This window comes from Geodermatophilus sp. SYSU D00696 (genome assembly GCF_054050235.1).
In genome coordinates, this window is the sequence record NZ_JBJGYY010000030.1 from 17,471 (window position 1) to 36,311 (window position 18,841).

The window sequence follows — 18,841 nt, forward strand, 5'->3', positions numbered from 1 at the left end:
CGAGGCGCGCCCGCTCAGCTGATCAGCGTCCCGATCCTCTCACCTGCCACGGCGCGGGCGATGTTGCCGTCGCTCAGCAGGTTGAAGACGACGATGGGCATGCTGTTGTCCATGCACAGGCTGATGGCCGTCGCATCGGCGACCTTGAGCTGCTTGGCCAGCACGGTGGCGTAGTCGAGGTCCTCGTACAGGACGGCGTCGGGGTTGCTGCGGGGGTCGTCGTCGTAGACGCCGTCGACGCCGTTCTTGGCCATGAGCAGCACCTGGCAGCCGATCTCCAGGGCGCGCTGGGCGGCGACGGTGTCGGTGGAGAAGTACGGCATGCCGGCACCGGCGCCGAAGATGACCAGCCGGCCCTTCTCCATGTGCCGCACGGCCTTGCGCGGGATGTAGGGCTCTGCGACCTGGCCCATCTCGATGGCCGTCTGCACCCGGGTCTGCAGGCCGACCTGCTCGCAGAACGCCTGCAGCGCCAGGGCGTTCATGACGGTGCCGAGCATGCCCATGTAGTCGGCGTGCCGGCGGTCCATCCCGGCCTCGGCGAGCTCCGCGCCCCGGAAGAAGTTGCCCCCGCCGACGACGACGGCGACCTGCGTGCCGCCGCGGACGACGGCGGCCAGCTGACCGGCGATGGACTGCACGATGCCGGAGTCGACGCCGACGTTGCCGCCGCCGAAGGCCTCTCCGGAGAGCTTGAGCAGCACCCGCTTGTAGCCCCTGCCGTCGGCGGGCTGGAACGCGGTGGGTGCGGACAGCGGTGCGTGCGTCAGGGGGGTCGTCTGCGGCGCGGCGGTCTCGGTCAACTGCTCATCCCTCGCTCGACGTCGTTCTGCGTGATCCTGCCAAACGCCCCGGGTGGCGCGAGCCGGGGCCGGACAGCAGAGGACCCCGCCACCCCCACCTCGCGCGCTCGGCGCGGGCCCCTGGAGCGGGGCCGGGTGGGGACGACGGGGTCCTCCTGTGCGGCTCGTTACGCCTGGCCGACCTCGAAGCGGGCGAACCGCTGCACGGTCAGGCCGGCGTCGTCGAGGATCTGCTTCACCGTGCGCTTGGGCTCGGTGATCGACGGCTGCTCGAGCAGGACGAAGTCCTTGTAGTAGGCGTTGACCCGGCCCTCGACGATCTTGACGATCGCCTGCTCGGGCTTGCCCTCCTCCTTGGCGGTCTGCTCGGCCACGCGGCGCTCGGTCTCGACCGCCTCGGTCGGGACCTCGTCGCGGGTGAGGTAGCGCGGGCGGGCGGCGGCGATGTGCATCGCCAGCGACCGCGCGGCCTCCTCGTCGCCGCCCTGGTACTGCACCGCGACGCCGATGGCCGGGGGCAGGTCGGTGGCCCGCTTGTGCAGGTACACCGCGGTCGGGCCCTCGAAGGTGGCGAAGCGGGACAGGACGAGCTTCTCGCCGATGCGGGCGGACTCGCCCTCGATGAGCTGCGCGACGGTCTGCCCGTCGACCTCGGTGGCCAGCAGCGCGTCGAGGCTGGCCGGCGACTTCTCGAGGACGATCTCGATCAGCCGCTCGGCGAGCGCCACGAAGTCGGCGTTCTTGGCGACGAAGTCGGTCTCGCAGTCGAGCTCGAGCAGCGCGCCGTGCTTGCTGACGACGATGCCGTTGGTCGTCGAGCGCTCGAGGCGCTTGCCGACGTCCTTGGCGCCCTTGATGCGCAGCAGTTCGATGGCCTTGTCGTACTCGCCGTCGGCCTCGGTCAGGGCCTTCTTGGCGTCCATCATGCCGGCGCCGGTGGCGTCGCGGAGCCGCTTGACGTCGGCGGCGGTGAAGGCAGGCATGTCACTTCCTCACGGATCTGGAGCGGGTGGGTGCGGACGTGCCGCGGCGCCGCCGCCCGGCCCGGTGGGGGCGGGGCTGCGGCGCCGGCGGGTCAGCCGTTCTGGGCGCCCTGGGTGCCGGTGGCGGTGTCGCCGGTGGCGGGCACGCCCTCGACCGGGGCGACCTGCTCGGCGGTCACGGCCGGCGGGGCGACGGGGGTCTCGGGCAGCGGGGTCGCCTCGGCGTCCGCGGCCGGGGCGGCGTCGGACTGGCCGGTGAGCAGCTCGCGCTCCCAGTCGGCCAGCGGCTCGCCGCCGCCGATGGCCGGCTCGCCGCCGTCCTCGCGACCGGCGTTGGCCTGCGCGGCCGAGCGGGCCATGAGGCCCTCGGCGACGGCGTCGGCGACCACGCGGGTCAGCACGGTGATGCTGCGGATCGCGTCGTCGTTGCCCGGGATCTTGTAGTCGACCTCGTCGGGGTCGCAGTTGGTGTCGAGGATCGCCACGACCGGGATGCCCAGCTTCCGGGCCTCGCCGACGGCGATGTGCTCCTTCTTGGTGTCGACGATCCAGATGGCGCTGGGCACCTTCTGCATGTCGCGGATGCCGCCGAGGCTGCGCTCGAGCTTGGCCTTCTCGCGGGTCAGGCCCAGCTGCTCCTTCTTGGACAGGCCGGCCATGACGCCGGTCTGCTCCATGTCCTCGAGCTCCTTGAGCCGCTGGAGCCGCTTGTGGACGGTCTGGAAGTTGGTGAGCATGCCGCCCAGCCAGCGCTGGTTGACGTAGGGCATGCCGACGCGCTGCGCCTGCTCGGCGACGACCTCCTGCGCCTGGCGCTTGGTGCCGACGAAGAGGATCGAGCCGCCGTGCGAGACCGTCTGCTTGACGAACTCGTAGGCCGAGTCGATGTACCCGAGCGTCTGCTGCAGGTCGATGATGTAGATGCCGTTGCGCTCGGTGAAGATGAACCGCTTCATCTTGGGGTTCCAGCGACGGGTCTGGTGCCCGAAGTGGACGCCGCTGTCGAGCAGCTGCTTCATGCTGACGACTGCCATGGCCGCAGCCTTCCTGTCTGCGCGCGACCGCCGGGCGGCCACGCTCCTCGGTTGACGCGGGCGCCGGGTGACGGCCCGCCCTGGCGTCCCGCGGCGCCACCGACCCGGTGCGAGACCGGGACCGAGGTGGGGCTGCCCCGCCGGTGCGGCGGGAGGAGGACGCGCGGAGTCGACCCGAACGGACGGGTCGCACCGGACAGCATACGCCGTGCTGATGGGGCTCCTCCCCCGCTGTCCGGTCCGTCCACAGGTGGGGGCGGTCGGCCCGTCCGGGGTCGGAGACGGCGCAGGCTCGGGCGCGTGCCCGCCCGCCTGCTCCTCGTCCTCCTCGTGGCCTGCGCGGCCGCCCTCGCCCCGGTCGCGGCGGTCGCCGAGCCGGCCGCTCCGGCCGCCGCCCCGCCGTGGGTGTCCCCGCTCGGCGACCCGCCGGTGGTGACCCGGCCCTTCGCTCCCCCGCCCTCGCCGTACGGGCCCGGGCACCGTGGCGCGGACCTCGCAGGAGCGCCCGGCGACGTGGTCCGGACGGCCGGCGACGGCGTCGTCGCCTTCGCCGGGATGGTCGCCGGCCGGCCGGTGGTCAGCGTCGACCACCCCGACGGGCTCCGGACGACCCACGAACCGGTCACGCCCACCGTGGGCGCCGGGCAGGCGGTGCGGCGCGGCGACCCGCTCGGCACGCTGGTCGCCGGCCACGAGGGCTGCCCCGTCGCGGCGTGCCTGCACTGGGGCCTCCGGCGGGGCGAGACCTACCTCGACCCGCTGTCCGTGCTGCGCCCGCCGCGGGTGCGCCTGCTGCCGGTCGGGTGACGCGTACGGACCGCTGCCCGACCGGCCGCCGCCCCTAGCCTGCGCGGGGTGCAGACCGAACGGGGCCTCGACCGTTTCGTCACGTTCCTCGACGCGGTCGTCGCCATCGCCATCACCCTGCTGGTGCTGCCGCTGACCGAGCTGCTCGACGGCGCGGGGCCGCGGACCGGCCTCGGCACGCTGCTGGCCGACGAGTCGTCGCAGATCGGCGCCTTCTTCCTCAGCTTCGTCGTCATCGCGCGGCTCTGGCTGGTACACCACCGGGTGGTCGAGACCGTGGGGTCCTACGACCGGGCATTCCTCACCGCCAACCTGCTGTGGATCCTCACGATCGTCCTGCTCCCGTTCGCCACCCAGGTGTCGGCCCGGTACGGCACCGACCGGCCCGCGGTCGCGCTGTACATCGGCACGATCACGCTGAGCTCGTTCTGCCTCACGACGATCAGCCTGCTGCTGTGGCGGCGCCCCGCCCTGCGCCGCGAGGCGGCCGCGCCGGTCGGACCTCCGTGGCCGTCACTGGTCGCCAGCGGGCTGTTCCTCGCCGCCCTGTTGGCCGGCACGCTGCTGCCGGGCGTGCACTACTGGGCGATGTTCCTGCTGTTCCTGTCCGGGCCGATCGAGGCCGCGCTACGGCGCCGCGTTGCTGCCTGATCCCCGCTCGCCGCCACGTCGGTGAAGTGCTCGACCACCGGAAACGGGTCGTGGAAGCCGTGCAGCAGCGCCTTGCACTCCTGGTAGGCGGCCGAGCCGCGGAACTCCTCCGTGTGGTCCTCCAGCCGGTCCCACTCGACCAGGAGCAGGGAGGTGCCCGGGCGCTCGAGGCAGCGGGACAGCCGCAGCGAGCGAAACCCCGGGAACGCCTCGACGATCGGCCGGGCGCGCGCGGATGCCGCCTCGAAGGCGTCCTCCCGGCCGGGGCGGACCGGGAGGAGCGCGTGCTCGAGCACCACCGCCGCCTCAGGCGATGTCGGCGAGCTTGGTGCGCAGGTGGAGCACGGCCTTGGTGTGCAACTGGCAGATGCGGCTCTCGGTGACGCCGAGGACGCGGCCGATGTCGGCCAGGGTCAGCCCCTCGAAGTAGTAGAGGCTGACGACGACCTTCTCCCGCTCGGGCAGCTGCTCGACGGCGCGGGCCAGGAGCTGGCGGGACTCGCCGTGCTCGGCGACGGCCTGCGGGTCGAGCGCGTTGGCGTCCTGCAGCGTGTCGACCAGCCGGGGCGCGCCGCCGTCGTCGTCGGTGAGCAGCTCGTCGAGGGCGACGACGTTGACCAGCGACAGCTGGCCGAGGAACTTGCGCACCTCCTCGACGTCCATGTCCATCTCCGCGGCGATCTCCTCGTCGGTCGGGCTGCGCTGCAGCCGGCTCTCGAGGGCGGCGACCGTGCGCTCGAACTGCCGGGCGCGGTTGCGCACCGACCGCGGGATCCAGTCGGTGCTGCGGAGCTCGTCGATGATCGCGCCGCGGATGCGGGCCATCGCGTAGCTCTCGAACTTGACCTCGCGCGAGGGCTGGTAGCGGGTGATCGCGTCGATGAGGCCGAAGGTGCCGTAGGACACCAGGTCGGCCTGCTCGACGTGCGCGGGCAGGCCGCTGCCGACCCGGCCGGCGACGTACTTGACCAGCGGCGCGTAGTGCAGGATCAGCCGGTCGCGCAGCGCGGGCGCGCGGTCGGCGACGTACTGGGCCCACAGGTCGGCGAGGACGGCGTCGGCGTCCTCGTCGGGGTGGCCGCCGATCCGGTGGATGGTCGCCTCGGGCACGTCAGGACTCCCCGCTTCGTGGTGGGCTCGGGCCCCGCGCTGGCGCGGGGGAACGGTGGTGGAGATCGCGTCGGGCACGGGGCACCGCTCAGGCTCTGGGGTGGGCCTGGGCGTGCACGGCTCGCAGCCGCTCGACGGTCACGTGCGTGTAGATCTGCGTGGTGGCGAGGCTAGCGTGGCCGAGCAGCTCCTGGACCGAGCGGAGGTCGGCGCCGCCCTCGAGCACGTGGGTGGCGGCGGAGTGCCGCAGGCCGTGCGGCCCGACGTCGGGGGCACCGGGGGCGCGGGCGACGGCGGCGTGCACCGTCCGGCGGGCCTCGCGCGGGTCGAGCCGGCGCCCGCGGAGCCCCAGCAGCAGCGCCGGCCCGGACTCCGCGGTGGCCAGCGCCGGGCGGCCGCGTACCAGCCAGGCGTCGAGGGCCCGCTCGGCGGGGGCGCCGTAGGGGACGCTGCGCTCCTTACGGCCCTTGCCCAGGACCCGCAGCAGTCGCCGGCCGCGGTCGACGTCGTCGACGTCGAGGCCGACCAGCTCGCTCACCCGGATGCCGCTGGCGTAGAGCAGCTCCAGCACGACGGCGTCGCGCAGTCCCGCCGGGTCCTCCGCGCCGGCGGTGGACTCGACGACCGCGCGGGCCTGGTCGGGGGCGAGCACGTCGGGCAGCGTGCGGTGGGCCTTCGGGCTGACCAGCCGCAGGCCGACGTCCTCGGGGGTGAGTCCCGAGCGGCGCAGCCAGGCGGTGAGGGACCGGGCCGCGGCCGCGCGCCGGGCGGTGGTCGCCCGGCCGGCGCCCTTCGTCCGGCCCTGGGCGAGCCAGCTGCGGAGGGTCGCGAGGTCGAGCTCGTCGACGCGGGTGCCGCCGCGCCGGGCCAGGTGGTCGAGCAGCCACACGGCGTCGGTGACGTATCCGCGGACGGTGTGCGGGGACAGGTCCCGCTCACCGGTCAGGAACTCCTCGTACCCCTCGAGCGCCGCCGCGAGCGCCGGGGGCAGCGCGGCGCGGGCGTCGGCGGTCCGGGCGGTCACGGTCCGACCGTCCGACGGCGCCGTCGCCCGGTCAAGGCGCCGCGCCGGTCGGTCGTCCGCGACGGAACCGGCGTCCCACCCTCCTCAGCGCACCCGGCGCTGCTCCTTCGGCGGTGGGGTCAGGCGCCAGCCGGTGCCGGTCCACTGGACGAGCTCGGCGACCTCGAGGGCCGGGAGCACCCGCATGGCCTCCAGCGGGTCGCAGCCGGCGACCGCGGCCAGCCGCTCGGCGCTGACGCCGACGCGCACCGGACAGGCGTCGAGGACCCGGCGGGCGAGGTCGGACAGGCCGTCACGCGGGGAGTCCGGCCGCTCGACCGGGGCGGCGAGGTCCTCGCCCAGGCTGCCGACCGCCTCGATGACCTGCGCGGCGTTGCTCACCAGCCGGGCACCGGTGTCCTCCTCGCGCAGCAGCTCGTGGCAGCCCACCGACATCGCGCTGGTCACCGGGCCGGGTACGACCAGCACCTGCTTGCCCAGCCCGCGGGCGCGCCGGGCGGTGGCCTGGGCGCCGGAGCGGGCGGCGGCCTCGACCACCACGGTGCCCCGGGTCAGCCCGGCGATGATCCGGTTGCGGACCAGGAAGCGGTGCCGGTGCGGCGCCGCGCCCGGCGGCCACTCGCTGACCAGCAGCCCACCGCCGTCGACGATCCGCTCGAACACCGCCGAGTGCGCCGCCGGATACGCCCGGTCCACGCCGCAGGCCAGCACCGCGACGGTGGGCGCCTCGACGGCCAGCGCGCCACGGTGCGCGGCGACGTCGATGCCGTAGGCGCCTCCGGAGACCACCGTCCAGCCGCGCTCGCCCAGCTGCGCGCCGAGGTCGGCGGCCACGTGCTCGCCGTAGGCGGTCGACGCCCGGGCGCCCACCACGGCCACCGAGCGGTCGACGGTCTCGTCGAGCCGGGCGTCGCCGCGCACCCACAGCGCCAGCGGCGGCACCAGCGCGGTCGTCCGGTCACGCCGGCCGCTGCCGTCACCGCCACCGACCCCGTCGCCGTCCCCGCCACCGCCACCGCCACCGCCACCGCCACCGCCGCAGGCGGCCAGCGTCAGCGGGTGCAGCGCGAGCGCGGGCCACTCGTCGTCCTCGGGCACCACCAGCCGTGCGCCGCAGCGCTCGGCGCGGCGCAGGTCGGCCAGGCTGGCGTCCTGGTCCGCTCGGGCGCCGACCAGCCCGCGGACCGACGGCGGCGCCGTCCCGGCCCGCAGCGCCGCGACCGCCGCGGCCGGGCCGGCGTCCTCGACGAAGCGCCAGAGGTCGACCGAGCCCGGCTCGGCCGCGCGGGTCAGCCAGGCCCGCGCCCGCCGCAGCCCGGCGGCCCCGTCGGCCGAGCGCGGGTCCTCGACCGCCGCGGCGAGGTCCTCCTCGAGGGCCGGCGCGCTCATGCCGCCGCCCGCTGCAGCCGCATGCCCAGCGCCTCGGCCACGTCACCGGCACCCGGGACCGTCCGGCCGGCCAGGTCCGCCACGGTCCACGCCACGCGCAGCACCCGGTCCAGCCCCCGCACCGACAGCATCCCCCGGTCGAGCGCCCGCTCGGCCAGGGCCAGCGCCGGACGCGGCACCGGCCAGCGCTCGCGCAGCAGCCGGCCGGGCACCTGGCTGTTGAGGGACAGGCCGGTCCCCCGCAGCCGGGCGGCCGCGGCCTCCCGCGCGGCGGCGACCCGGGCGGCCACCGCGGCGGTGGACTCGGGCGCCGCGTCGGTGGCCAGCCACGCGGCCCGCGTGACCGGCGGCAGCTCGATCCGCAGGTCGATCCGGTCGAGCAGCGGGCCCGACAGCCGTGACCCGTAGCGGCGCCGCTCCAGCGGGCTGCAGGTGCACGCGGCGTCCCCGGCCGCGCTCGCGCACGGGCAGGGGTTGGCCGCCAGCACCAGCTGCGCGCGGCACGGGAAGGTCGCCGACCCCGCCGCCCGGCTGATGGTCACCGATCCGCGCTCCAGCGGCTGGCGCAGCGTGTCCAGCGTCGCCCGCGGGAACTCCGGCGCCTCGTCGAGGAAGAGCACCCCGCGGTGGGCCCGGCACAGTGCCCCGGGACGGATGGCGCCCGACCCGCCGCCGACCAGGGCCGCCATCGTGGCCGAGTGGTGCGGCGCCTCGAACGGCGGCCGGCCCACCAGCGGCGCACCCGGCGGCAGGGTGCCGGCGACCGAGTGGATGGCGGTGACCTCGAGCGCCGCCGCTTCGTCGAGGACCGGCAGCAGCCCGGGCAGCCGCTCGGCGAGCATCGTCTTCCCCGCACCGGGCGGCCCGCTGAGGAACAGGTGGTGCCCGCCGGCGGCGGCCACCTCGACCGCGCGCCGGCCCGCGGCCTGGCCGACGACGTCCCCGAGGTCGGGGACGGGTGCCGGGGGCGGCAGTGGCCCCCGGACGTGCGGCAGGAGGCGGGCGCGGCCGGACAGGTGCGCCACCAGGTCGCCCAGCGTGGCCGCGGCCAGCACCTCCACCCCGGCGACCAGCGCCGCCTCGTCGGCGTTGCCGGCCGGGACGACGACGGTGGCGTGCCCGGCCCGGGCCGCGGCCAGCACCGCCGGCAGGACGCCGCGCACCGGGCGCACCGAGCCGTCGAGGCCGAGCTCACCGAGCAGGACCAGGCCGTCGGCGGTGTCGGCCGGCAGCGTGCCCGCCGCCGCCAGGACCGCGGCAGCCAGTGCGAGGTCGAACCCGCTGCCCTGCTTGGGCATCGACGCCGGGGACAGCCCGATGGTGATCCGGCGCATCGGCCACGGAGCGCCGGTGTTGACGACGGCGGCGCGCACCCGGTCGACCGACTGGCGCACCACGGCGTCGGGCAGGCCGACCAGCACGACGCCGGGGAGGCCGGCGGACATGTCGACCTCGACCTCGACCATGGCGCCGGAGACCCCGGCCAGTCCGACCGACCAGGTGCGGGCGAGGGTCACGAGAACGCCCCGCGCAGGTGGGTGACCACGGCCGGGCCGACCGCCGGGACGAGCACGCCGACGACGTCGAAGCGCAGGTCCGGCGCGTGCTGGTCGTGGGCGGCCAGCCAGCGCTGGGCCAGCGTGCGCAGCCGCCGCCGCTTGGCCGCCGGCACCGCCTCCACCGGGTGGCCGAAGCCGGTGCCGCGGCGGGTCTTCACCTCGCAGAAGACGATCGCCGCGCCCTCGCGGGCGACGATGTCGAGCTCGCCGTCGCGGCAGCGCCAGTTGCGGTCGAGGACGCGCAGCCCGGCGTCGGTGAGGTAGGTCGCGGCGATCGACTCGCCGCGGCTGCCGAGTTCGGTGGTCGTGGACACCCGCCGACCGTCGCCGGTCGAGACGCCGGGAGTCGGACCGGGACGCCGCCTGTGGATGGCGGACCGGGCTGTGGACGGCGGGGACGGTCCCGTCGGCCCGGGCGGTCAGCCTCCCGGGCGTGCGGATCGGATCAGGTGATGCGTGGCCCGTCGGGCAGCTCGAGGTCGGGCTTGTCGAGCTCCTCGACGTTGACGTCCTTGAACGTCAGCACCCGCACGTTGCGCACGAACCGGGCCGGGCGGTACATGTCCCAGACCCAGGCGTCGGAGAGCTTGAGCTCGAAGAACACCTCGCCGCCGGCCTCGCGGACCTGCAGGTCGACGGCGTTGGCCAGGTAGAAGCGGCGCTCGGTCTCCACCACGTAGGTGAACTGCCGGACGATGTCCCGGTACTCGCGATAGAGCTGGAGCTCCATCTCGGTCTCGTACTTCTCCAGGTCCTCGGTGCTCATCGCGGCTCTCCGGAGATCGTGCGCATGCCCCCATCATCGACCATGCCGCCCGCGGCGGTGAGCTGGAGTCTCCGTCCGGCCTGCGCGTCGCGGGCGCGGACGACGTTGACGAACCGGGACCGGTGCTCGGGGCAGGGGCCGTGACGCTCGAGCGCCGCGGTGTGCGCGTCGGTCGTGTAGCCCTTGTGCACCGCGAAGTCGTACTCCGGGAAGCGCTCGTGCAGGTCGAGCATCATCCGGTCCCGGGTGACCTTCGCCAGCACCGACGCCGCCGCCACGCAGGCCGCGACCCGGTCGCCCTTGCACACGGCGAGGGTGGGCACGCCCAGCCCGGGCACGGCGAAGCCGTCGGTGAGCACGTAGTCGGCGGCGGGGTCGAGCGCGCTCACCGCGCGGCGCAGCGCCTCGAGGTTGGTCACGTGCATGCCCCGGGCGTCCAGCTCGGCCACCGGGACCGCGACCACCGACCAGGCGAGCGCACGGTCGACGACCTCGTCGTAGACGCGCTCCCGGGCGGCGGGGGTCAGCAGCTTGGAGTCCGCGAGCCCGGGGACGCGGCCGCGGCGGCCGGCCGGCAGGACGCAGGCAGCGGCCACCAGCGGGCCCGCGCACGCGCCGCGCCCGGCCTCGTCGGCGCCGGCCACGGCGGCGAAGCCGCGACGGCGCAGCGAGCGCTCCATGTCGTAGAGCGCGTCGCCGAGGGTGCCGGTGCCGGCGGCCGCGAGCACGGCGGGACGGCGGGTCCGGGCGGCCGGTGCGGCGGCGGCCCGGTGGGCGGGGGGAAGACAGCCTGCCATCGCCGTCCGACACTACGACGCCGCACCGACGGGCCGGGCCGGCGCCCGGCGGGACGACCGCGGGCCGGTCCCCGGGGTCAGAGGGGACCGGCCCGCGGACCGGAGCGGGCCGGGAGGCCCGCGGTCCGGACCGCCGAGGAGGCGGACGGTCCGGAACGGCTCCTTCGCAGGGGCCCACCGCTAGCGGAGCGAGCGGCGGGGGCGAAGGAGTCCTTCGTCAGGCCTCCACCGGGGAGGGGGCGGTCAGGCCGTGGGCGCCGCAGGTGCAGGCACCCGAGCCGCGGGAGGAGAGGACCAGCGAGACCGCGTGCGCCCGGTCGCGGGCACCCAGCTTGCGCAGGATCGCTTTGACGTGCGACTTGACGGTGTCCTCGCTGATGAACAGGTTCCGGCCGATCTGCCGGTTGGACTGGCCCTGCAGGAGCTCGTCGAGGACGTCGGACTCGCGGCGGGTCAGCGGCACCTCGGGGGTCAGCGGCTTGCCCACCGGGGCGGCGCTGGGCTCGACGCGGCGGATCTGCGGGTCGACCACGGTGCGGCCGGCGCGGGCGGCCAGGATGGCCCAGCCGAGCAGGGTCGGCGAGGTGTTGAGCATCAGGTACCCGCGGACACCGGCGGCGACGGCCTCGTTCACCACGGCCGGGTCCTCGGAGGTGGCGAGCGCGACGACGGCGACCCGCGGGAAACGGCGGCGCAGGTCGCGGACGACGTTGAGGGTGGCCGCGCGCCCGGCGCCCAGCTCCACGACCACGGCGTCGGGACGGGCGGTCTCGACGAGGGTCAGGGCCCGGCGCAGCTCGCCCGGGGTGCCCACCGACTGCATGCCGGCGGTCTCGTTGACCATGCTGACCAGGCCGCGGCGCAGGACGGGGGCGTCGGCGAGGAGGAGCACGCGGGTGACGCCGCGGGTGGCGCTCGCCAGGGGTGCGGACACGACTTACTCCATTTCGGGAACCGGATTGTTCTCACCCACTCCATCGGGCGGTATTGACCCTTGCTTGAACGCTTTCTGAGGATTTTCTTTGCGACCCCGGTTGCGCGGTGACAGTCACAGGAGAAACGCCACTCGGCGACCCGCCGGGGATTGTCGACATGGCGATGACCATTTCGGGAATGGTCCGGCATGCCGGTCCGGGAACGGCGACGGCGCCGTCCCTGGTGCGGGACGGCGCCGTCGGAGGAGGCGGGGAGGGTCAGCCCGGTGGCGGGCGCAGGCGTCGGTTGCGGTTCCAGATCGCCACGGGCAGCGCGCCGGCCAGGCCCATCCCGAGGGGCACCGCCTGCCCGACCGCGCCGGCGGCCTCGGCGGCCGCGGCGGCCTCCAGGCCCTGGATGTCCGGGGAGTCGAGGGTGCCGAAGCGGTCGATCGGCCACACGATGAGCGCGGCCTTGCCGATGACGTCGTCGACGGCGATCGTGCCGCCGTAGCGGTCGCTGACGTGCGAGCGGGAGTCCGCGGAGGCCGAGCGGTGGTCGCCCATGACCCACAGGCGGCCCTCGGGCACGGTGACCGGGCCGAAGGCGCGGCTCTCCAGCGGGGAGTTCTCGTAGACGTAGGGCTCGTCGAGGGGCTCGCCGTCGACGGTCACCCGCCCCTCGGCGTCACAGCACTGCACGGTCTGCCCGCCGGTGGCGATGACCCGCTTGACGTAGTCGTCCTCGCTGGGCGGCGCGACGCCGACGGCGCGGCCGAGCCACAGCAGCGCGCCGGTGAACCAGTTGGACGGCTCCTCGATCTGGACCTCGGGCACCCAGGTGTCCGGACCCTCGAACACCACGATGTCGCCGGGTTCGGGATCACCGAACCAGTACGGGACCTTGTTCACCAGCACCCGGTCCCCGGTGCAGCCCGGGCACCCGTGCAGCGTCTGCTCCATCGACCCGGACGGGATGAAGAACGCCTGGGCCAGGAAGGTCTTGACCAGCAGCGCCAGCACGAACGCCACGACCAGCAGGACCGGCAGTTCCCGCAGCAGCGAGCTCTTCTTCTCCGGCTGGGCGGGCCGGCGCCGCCAGGTCCGGCGGGACGGGGTGCCTTCGGGCGGGGGGTCCTCCCCCGGGACGACGTCGGCGGGCCCCCCGGACCGGTCACTGCTCATCGGGAGTCAGCGTACGGCCGTGGAGGACCCGCCGGGGGAAGGCCCGGTCGCCCCGGGCCTCGGCGTCGTGCGGAGTCGTCAGCGCGCGACGGTCTCGCGCTTCTCCTTGATCTTGGCGGCCTTGCCGCGCAGCTCGCGGAGGTAGTACAGCTTGGCGCGGCGCACGTCACCGCGGGTGACGACCTCGATCTTCTCGACGACCGGGGTGTGCACCGGGAAGGTGCGCTCGACGCCCACGCCGAAGCTGACCTTGCGGACGGTGAAGGTCTCGCGGATCCCGCCGCCCTGGCGGCGGATGACCACGCCCTGGAAGACCTGGATGCGCGAGCGGTTGCCCTCGACGACGCGGACGTGCACCTTGACGGTGTCCCCGGGGCGGAACTCGGGGATGTCGTCGCGCAGCGAGTCGGCGTCGAGTACGTCCAGGGTGTTCATCGCAGCATTCCTCGGTCTCAGCAGTGGCTCGTCGTCGGCCCGGGCAGCGGGGTGCCCCACGCTCCGGACCAGGTGTGCGGCTGCGACTCCGGGAGGGAGTGCCCGTCGGCGGGCGCCTCCGGTCTGCAGCGACTCTCTACTGTGCCACATCCGGGCCGGCGTGCCGAGCGCGGGAGGTCAGTCGACCACGCGGGGTGGCCGGCGCCACGGCCCGGCGAGCAGCTCGGGCAGCACGGCGGCCAGCTCCCGGGGCGCGAACTCCTCGTCGCTCGCGGCGACCTCCTCGGCCGTCCACCAGCGGTGCGGCTCCTCACCGAGCAGCTCCAGCTCCGTGCGGCCGGCGGGGTCGACCTCGTGGACGACGTCGCGCAGGACGAAGAAGGTCTCGCGGCTGTCGACGTCGACGCCGGCGAACGGGCCCACGTGCCGGCGGAACCACACCGGCCCCTCGAGCGCGGCCGGCTCGACGACCAGCCCGATCTCCTCGGCCAGTTCCCGCGCGGCGGCCGCGCGGACGCTCTCGCCGTCCTCCACTCCCCCGCCGGGCGTGTACCAGAACAGCACGTCCCCGGGCGGGACAGCGGGGTCGGTCAGCCGGGCGCCGAGCAGCAGCACCCGCCCGTCGGGGTCGAGGACGACGACCCGCGCGGTCGGGCGCACCCACGGCCGGTCAGGCACCGTCGAGGACCGCCCGGTCGGCCGGGGTGAGCGCGTCCTCGGGCAGCGCGGCCAGCAGGTCGGGACGGCGCTCGGCGGTGCGCCGCAGGGACTCCGCGCGCCGCCAGCGCGCCACCGCGGCGTGGTCGCCCGACAGCAGCACCGGCGGGACGTCGAGGCCGCGCCACGACGCCGGCCGGGTGTAGGAGGGGCCCTCGAGCAGGCCGTCGGCGTGCGAGTCGAACTCCACCGACTCGCGGTTGCCCACGACGCCGGGGATCAGCCGGGTCACCGCCTCGACCATCACCAGCACCGCCGACTCGCCGCCGGCCAGCACGTAGTCGCCGATGGAGACCTCGGAGACCGGGCCCGACCGGGCGGCCCACTCGGCCACCCGCTGGTCGATGCCCTCGTAGCGGCCGCAGGCGAAGACCAGGCCGGGCTCGGCGGCCCACTGCGCGGCGACGGCCTGCGTGAACGGGCGCCCGGCCGGGGTCGGGACGACCAGCCGCGTGCCGGGCGGGCGGACCGCCTCCAGCGCCCGCGCCCACGGTTCCGGGCGCATGACCATGCCGGGACCGCCGCCGTAGGGGGCGTCGTCGACGGTGCGGTGCACGTCGTCGGTCCACTGCCGCAGGTCGTGCACGCCGACGGAGACCAGCCCGCGCTCGGCGGCCCTCCCCAGCAGCGACTGCCGCAGTGGGGCCAGGTACTCGGGGAAGATGGTGACGACGTCGACCCGGAAGCCGCTCACAGGTCGAGCAGCCCCTCGGGCGGGTCGACGACCACCACACCGCCGGCGACGTCGACGGTCGGCACGATCGCGGCGACGAACGGGACCAGCAGCTCGCCGCCGTCGGTGCGGCGCACGACCAGCAGGTCGGCGCCCTCGTGGCGGACGGCGGTGACCTCGCCCAGCGGCGAGCCGTCGGGGAGCCGCGCGGCGAGCCCGACGAGCTGGTGGTCGTAGTACGTGTCGGGGTCCTCGAGGTCGGGGAGCTCCTCGACCGGGACCTCGAGCAGGGTGTCGCGCAGCGTCTCGACCGCCTCGCGGCTGTCGTACCCCTCGAAGGCGAGCAGCAGCACCTCGCGGTGCCAGCGGGCGCCGGCGACGGTCAGCGGTCCACGGCCGGCGGGGTCGGTGCGCAGCACCGCGCCGGGACGGAACCGGGCGTCGGGGTCGTCGGTGCGGACCTCGACGGTGGCCTCACCGCGGACACCGTGGGGCCGGCCGATGCGGCCGACCACCACGGTGTCCGGTGGAGTGGGTCCCACGTGCGGGACGAGGGGGCTCAGCGCCCGTCGGTGTCGACGACGTCGACCCGCAGGCCGCGGCCGCCGACCCCGGCCATGACGGTGCGCAGGGCCTTGGCCGTGCGGCCGCCACGGCCGATCACCTTGCCGAGGTCGTCGGGGTGGACCCGGACCTCGAGGGTCTTGCCGCGACGACCGCCGACGAGGTCGACGGTGACCTCGCGCGGGTGGTCGACGATGCCCTTGACCAGGTGCTCGAGCGCCTCTTCGAGCACGTCTTACTCGGCGGGCGTCTCGGCCGCGGCGTCACCGGCGGGGGTGTCGGCGGCGGCGGTGTCCCCGGCGGCGTCGGCCTTGGGGGCGGCCTTCTTCTTCGGGGTGGTGGCACCCGCGGCCGGCTCCTCGCCGGAGCTGCGGACGGCCTCCTCGTAGAGGGCCTTGCGGTCGGGCTTGGGGGCGGCGACCTTCATGGGCGGCGGAGCCGGCTCGCCCTTGAACTTCTGCCAGTCACCGGTGACGCGGAGGATGGCCGCGACGGCCTCGGTGGGCTGGGCGCCGACGCCGAGCCAGTACTGCGCGCGCTCGCTGTCGACCTCGATGAAGGAGGGGTCCTCCTTCGGGTGGTACTTGCCGATCGTCTCGATCGAGCGGCCGTCGCGCTTGGTGCGCGAGTCGGCGACGACGATGCGGTAGTACGGAGCACGCATCTTGCCCAGACGCATGAGCTTGATCTTGGTGGCCACGGTGGCTCGGATTCTCCTCGAACGCTGTTCGTCGGTGCTCGCCGGACGGACGCGTGGGGTTACGCCGGGGCGGAGCCAGGGACACGGCCGACGTCGGTGAGAGGGCCGCGCGCCGCCGTGTTCGACCGTCCATGATGCCAGACGCGGCGGGACGTGCAGGAACCAGGCGGGGTCGGCTCCGCCACGCCTCCGACGGTCAGGCGCCCGCTGACGCGGATCCGCCCCGGACCTCGGCGAGCACGGCGGCCGCGGCGTCGGCCACGGCGACCTCTCTCCGCTCCCCGGTGGCCCGGTCGCGCACCTCGACCACGCCCTGCGCCAGCCCGCGGCCGACGGTGACGATCGTCGGCATGCCGAGCAGCTCGGCGTCCTTGAACTTCACGCCGGGCGACACCTTGGGCCGGTCGTCGTAGAGGACCGTCAGCCCGGCCGCGACCAGCTCCCCGGACAGGGCCTCGGCGGCCTCGAAGACCGCGGCGTCCTTGCCGGTGGCGACGACGTGGACGTCGGCCGGGGCGATCTCCCGCGGCCAGACCAGGCCGAGCTCGTCGTGCATGGACTCGGCGATCGCGGCCACGGCACGGGAGACGCCGATGCCGTAGGAGCCCATCGTGACGGTCACGAGCTTGCCGTTCTCGTCGAGCACCTGCAGGTCCAGGGCCTCGGCGTACTTGCGGCCCAGCTGGAAGATGTGCCCGATCTCGACGCCGCGGGCCAGCTCCAGCGGGCCCGAGCCGTCGGGCGCGGGGTCCCCGGGCAGCACCTCGGCGGCCTCGACGGTGCCGTCCCAGGAGAAGTCGCGGCCGGCGACCAGGTCGAACACGTGCTTGCCGGGCGCGTTGGCGCCGGTGACCCACCGGGTGCCGGGCACCACCCGCGGGTCGACGAGGTAGCGGATGCCCGACTCGCTGTCCTTGCCCAGCACCTGGGGGCCGATGTAGCCCTTGACCAGCGCGGGGTGCCGCTCGAAGTCGGTGAAGGGATCCACCTCGGCGGGAGCCACCTGGGCCTCGAGCCGCTTGGCGTCGACCTCGCGGTCGCCGGGGATACCCACGACCAGCGGCTCGCGGGTCCCGTCGGGGTGCACCAGCGTGACGACGACGTTCTTCAGCGTGTCGGCGGCGGTGTACCCGGCATCGGGGAAGAGCTGCCGGGCGACGGCGACCAGCGTCTCGATGGTCGGGGTGTCGGGGGTGTCCTCGACGTGCGCCTCGGGCAGGCCGTCGATCGGCAGGGGGTCGGGGACGACGGTGCCGACCGCCTCGACGTTGGCGGCGTACCCGCCGGGCGAGCGGACGAAGGTGTCCTCGCCGATCTCGGTGGGGTGCAGGAACTCCTCGCTCTTCGAGCCGCCCATGGCCCCCGACATCGCCGAGACGATGACGTAGTCCAGGCCCAGCCGGTCGAAGATCCGGATGTAGGCGGCGCGGTGCGCGGCGTAGGAGGCGTCGAGGCCGGCGTCGTCGACGTCGAAGGAGTAGCTGTCCTTCATCGTGAACTCGCGGCCGCGGAACAGCCCGGCCCGCGGCCGGGCCTCGTCCCGGTACTTGGTCTGGATCTGGTACAGCGACAGGGGCAGGTCCTTGTACGACGAGTACAGGTCCTTCACGAGGAGCGTGAACATCTCCTCGTGGGTGGGCCCGAGCAGGAGGTCCGTGCCCCGGCGGTCCTGGAGCCGGAAGAGGTTGGGGCCGTACTCGGTCCAGCGGTTGGTCGCCTCGTAGGGCTCCCGCGGCAGCAGCGCCGGGAAGTGCACCTCCTGGGCGCCCATCGCGTCCATCTCCTCGCGGACGACCCGCTCGACGTTGCGGAACACCCGGTAGCCCAGGGGCAGCCAGGTGAAGCCTCCCGGCGCGGCCCGCCGGATGTAGCCGGCCCGGACCAGGAGCCGGTGGCTGGGGACCTCGGCATCGGCCGGGTCGTCGCGCAGGGTGCGCAGGAACAGCGTGGACATCCGCAACAGCACGGGGAGAGTCTCCCAGGCCGCGCGAGCCGGTTCTGCGGACACCGGTGCACGTCCCTGCCAGTCGCTCGCAATCGCGCCGCAAGGGGACCGGGCGAGCGTCGTGGCCAGCGAGCCACCGACCGGTGGCCCTGGATCCCCGGAGTCCCCGCATGCGCACCCGTTCCCGCGTCGCCGGCCTGGCGCTCGCCCTGGCCGCCGGCGCGTCCCTGACCGCCTGCACCTCGTCGGTGGCCGGGCAGGCGACGCTCGCCGCCCCCGCCCCGGAGACCGCCCCCGGCAGCGCGGAGACCCCGCCCGAGCCGGTCACCGACCCGGACCCCGAGGAGCCGACCCCCGAGGGGCCCGCGGAGGACCCCGCCGGGGGGTCCGTGCCGGCCGACCCCGGCGAGGACCTGCCCGTGCCCGGCGCCGGCGTCCCCGGCGACCTGGGCCTGTGCCAGGCGGTGGCCGGGTGGTTCGGCTACGCCGGCCTGGCGCTGATCTCGGTGGACGAGACCGGGTACGTCGACCCGGCCGACGTCGTCCCGCTGCTCGAGGCGCTGCGCGACGCCCCCGCCGACCACCAGGACGCCAGCGCCCCGCTGCTGACCGCCGCCGACGAGGTGTCCGCGGCCACCGACGCCGCGATCGGCGACATCGAGTCGGGCACCGACGTGTTCGCCGCGTTCGAGGGCCTCACCCAGCCGGTCACCGACTTCGGCGCCGCCTGCACCGCGGCCGGCGTGAGCGTCTGAGCTCGTCCACCCTCACCGCAGTGCGTCCTC

General features: G+C 75.1%; 23 protein-coding genes. 3 read left to right on the forward strand and 20 right to left on the reverse strand.

Translation table 11 applies throughout. From position 1 onward, the window contains the following. Positions 1–14: 14 nt before the first annotated feature. From pyrH to rpsB, 3 genes are all read right to left on the reverse strand, one after another. Positions 15–803, reverse strand: a complete 789-nt coding sequence (gene pyrH / locus ACI79O_RS17650) for a UMP kinase (protein ID WP_456877007.1) — start codon at positions 801–803, stop codon at positions 15–17. A gap of 167 nt (positions 804–970) precedes the next feature. Then, positions 971–1,786, reverse strand: coding sequence for a translation elongation factor Ts (tsf, locus tag ACI79O_RS17655; protein ID WP_456914799.1), 816 nt, complete (start codon positions 1,784–1,786; stop codon positions 971–973). Positions 1,787–1,878: 92 nt separating this feature from the next. Beyond that, positions 1,879–2,820: a 30S ribosomal protein S2 gene (gene rpsB, locus ACI79O_RS17660; protein WP_456891395.1), complete on the reverse strand. Its 942-nt coding sequence runs from the start codon at positions 2,818–2,820 to the stop codon at positions 1,879–1,881. A 300-nt stretch (positions 2,821–3,120) separates the two neighbouring features. Between rpsB and ACI79O_RS17665 the strand changes: the two genes are divergently transcribed. Then, the gene (locus ACI79O_RS17665; protein ID WP_456914800.1) at positions 3,121–3,627 is read left to right on the forward strand and encodes a M23 family metallopeptidase; all 507 of its coding nucleotides are present in this window, start codon (positions 3,121–3,123) and stop codon (positions 3,625–3,627) included. Positions 3,628–3,675: 48 nt separating this feature from the next. Then, complete coding sequence (locus tag ACI79O_RS17670; protein ID WP_456914801.1) at positions 3,676–4,278, forward strand: TMEM175 family protein; 603 nt, start codon at positions 3,676–3,678, stop codon at positions 4,276–4,278. Here the strand turns inward: ACI79O_RS17670 and ACI79O_RS17675 are convergent. From ACI79O_RS17675 to ACI79O_RS17755, 17 genes are all read right to left on the reverse strand, one after another. Next, on the reverse strand, positions 4,206–4,574 hold the full coding sequence (locus ACI79O_RS17675) for an antibiotic biosynthesis monooxygenase family protein (protein ID WP_456914802.1): 369 nt from the start codon (positions 4,572–4,574) through the stop codon (positions 4,206–4,208). The two genes, ACI79O_RS17670 and ACI79O_RS17675, sit on opposite strands and share 73 nt — an antisense overlap. A 10-nt stretch (positions 4,575–4,584) precedes the next feature. Further along, the gene (gene whiG / locus ACI79O_RS17680) at positions 4,585–5,388 is read right to left on the reverse strand and encodes an RNA polymerase sigma factor WhiG (protein ID WP_456891403.1); all 804 of its coding nucleotides are present in this window, start codon (positions 5,386–5,388) and stop codon (positions 4,585–4,587) included. Positions 5,389–5,476: 88 nt separating this feature from the next. After that, positions 5,477–6,412 carry a tyrosine recombinase XerC gene (locus ACI79O_RS17685; protein WP_456914803.1) on the reverse strand — a complete coding sequence of 312 codons (936 nt, stop codon included), beginning with the start codon at positions 6,410–6,412 and terminating at the stop codon, positions 5,477–5,479. 84 nt (positions 6,413–6,496) lie between these two features. Continuing rightward, positions 6,497–7,801: a DNA-processing protein DprA gene (dprA, locus tag ACI79O_RS17690; RefSeq protein ID WP_456914804.1), complete on the reverse strand. Its 1,305-nt coding sequence runs from the start codon at positions 7,799–7,801 to the stop codon at positions 6,497–6,499. Beyond that, positions 7,798–9,318, reverse strand: coding sequence for a YifB family Mg chelatase-like AAA ATPase (locus ACI79O_RS17695; protein WP_456914805.1), 1,521 nt, complete (start codon positions 9,316–9,318; stop codon positions 7,798–7,800). The genes dprA and ACI79O_RS17695 overlap by 4 nt, the downstream gene beginning before the upstream one ends. Then, positions 9,315–9,674, reverse strand: a complete 360-nt coding sequence (locus ACI79O_RS17700) for a YraN family protein (protein ID WP_456877017.1) — start codon at positions 9,672–9,674, stop codon at positions 9,315–9,317. The genes ACI79O_RS17695 and ACI79O_RS17700 overlap by 4 nt, the downstream gene beginning before the upstream one ends. Before the next feature lie 131 nt (positions 9,675–9,805). After that, positions 9,806–10,126, reverse strand: a complete 321-nt coding sequence (locus ACI79O_RS17705; RefSeq protein ID WP_387993427.1) for a DUF2469 domain-containing protein — start codon at positions 10,124–10,126, stop codon at positions 9,806–9,808. Next, complete coding sequence (locus ACI79O_RS17710) at positions 10,123–10,854, reverse strand: ribonuclease HII (protein WP_456914806.1); 732 nt, start codon at positions 10,852–10,854, stop codon at positions 10,123–10,125. Before ACI79O_RS17710 ends, ACI79O_RS17705 begins: the two co-directional genes overlap by 4 nt. Positions 10,855–11,140: 286 nt before the next feature. Then, entirely contained in the window at positions 11,141–11,857 is a 717-nt protein-coding gene (locus tag ACI79O_RS17715) for a LuxR C-terminal-related transcriptional regulator (RefSeq protein WP_456877019.1), read from the reverse strand. A gap of 259 nt (positions 11,858–12,116) precedes the next feature. Beyond that, positions 12,117–13,022, reverse strand: a complete 906-nt coding sequence (lepB, locus tag ACI79O_RS17720) for a signal peptidase I (protein WP_456914807.1) — start codon at positions 13,020–13,022, stop codon at positions 12,117–12,119. Positions 13,023–13,100: 78 nt separating this feature from the next. After that, positions 13,101–13,457, reverse strand: a complete 357-nt coding sequence (gene rplS / locus ACI79O_RS17725) for a 50S ribosomal protein L19 (RefSeq protein ID WP_456877021.1) — start codon at positions 13,455–13,457, stop codon at positions 13,101–13,103. Positions 13,458–13,634: 177 nt separating this feature from the next. Then, positions 13,635–14,135, reverse strand: a complete 501-nt coding sequence (locus ACI79O_RS17730; RefSeq protein ID WP_456891417.1) for an NUDIX hydrolase — start codon at positions 14,133–14,135, stop codon at positions 13,635–13,637. Beyond that, a complete protein-coding gene (gene trmD, locus ACI79O_RS17735) occupies positions 14,128–14,868 on the reverse strand; it encodes a tRNA (guanosine(37)-N1)-methyltransferase TrmD (RefSeq protein ID WP_456891419.1) in 741 nt (246 codons plus the stop codon). The genes ACI79O_RS17730 and trmD overlap by 8 nt, the downstream gene beginning before the upstream one ends. After that, positions 14,865–15,389, reverse strand: a complete 525-nt coding sequence (gene rimM, locus ACI79O_RS17740) for a ribosome maturation factor RimM (protein ID WP_456891421.1) — start codon at positions 15,387–15,389, stop codon at positions 14,865–14,867. The genes trmD and rimM overlap by 4 nt, the downstream gene beginning before the upstream one ends. Before the next feature lie 17 nt (positions 15,390–15,406). Further along, positions 15,407–15,643 (reverse strand): RNA-binding protein, encoded by a 237-nt coding sequence (locus ACI79O_RS17745; protein WP_456877025.1) that lies wholly within the window; start codon positions 15,641–15,643, stop codon positions 15,407–15,409. 3 nt (positions 15,644–15,646) lie between these two features. Next, positions 15,647–16,111 carry a 30S ribosomal protein S16 gene (gene rpsP, locus ACI79O_RS17750; RefSeq protein WP_456877026.1) on the reverse strand — a complete coding sequence of 155 codons (465 nt, stop codon included), beginning with the start codon at positions 16,109–16,111 and terminating at the stop codon, positions 15,647–15,649. A 196-nt stretch (positions 16,112–16,307) separates the two neighbouring features. Continuing rightward, complete coding sequence (locus ACI79O_RS17755; RefSeq protein WP_456914808.1) at positions 16,308–18,077, reverse strand: proline--tRNA ligase; 1,770 nt, start codon at positions 18,075–18,077, stop codon at positions 16,308–16,310. Between the two features lie 149 nt (positions 18,078–18,226). Here ACI79O_RS17755 and ACI79O_RS17760 point away from each other — a divergent pair, with 149 nt between their 5' ends. Next, positions 18,227–18,811, forward strand: a complete 585-nt coding sequence (locus ACI79O_RS17760; RefSeq protein WP_456914809.1) for a hypothetical protein — start codon at positions 18,227–18,229, stop codon at positions 18,809–18,811. Positions 18,812–18,841 lie beyond the last annotated feature (30 nt).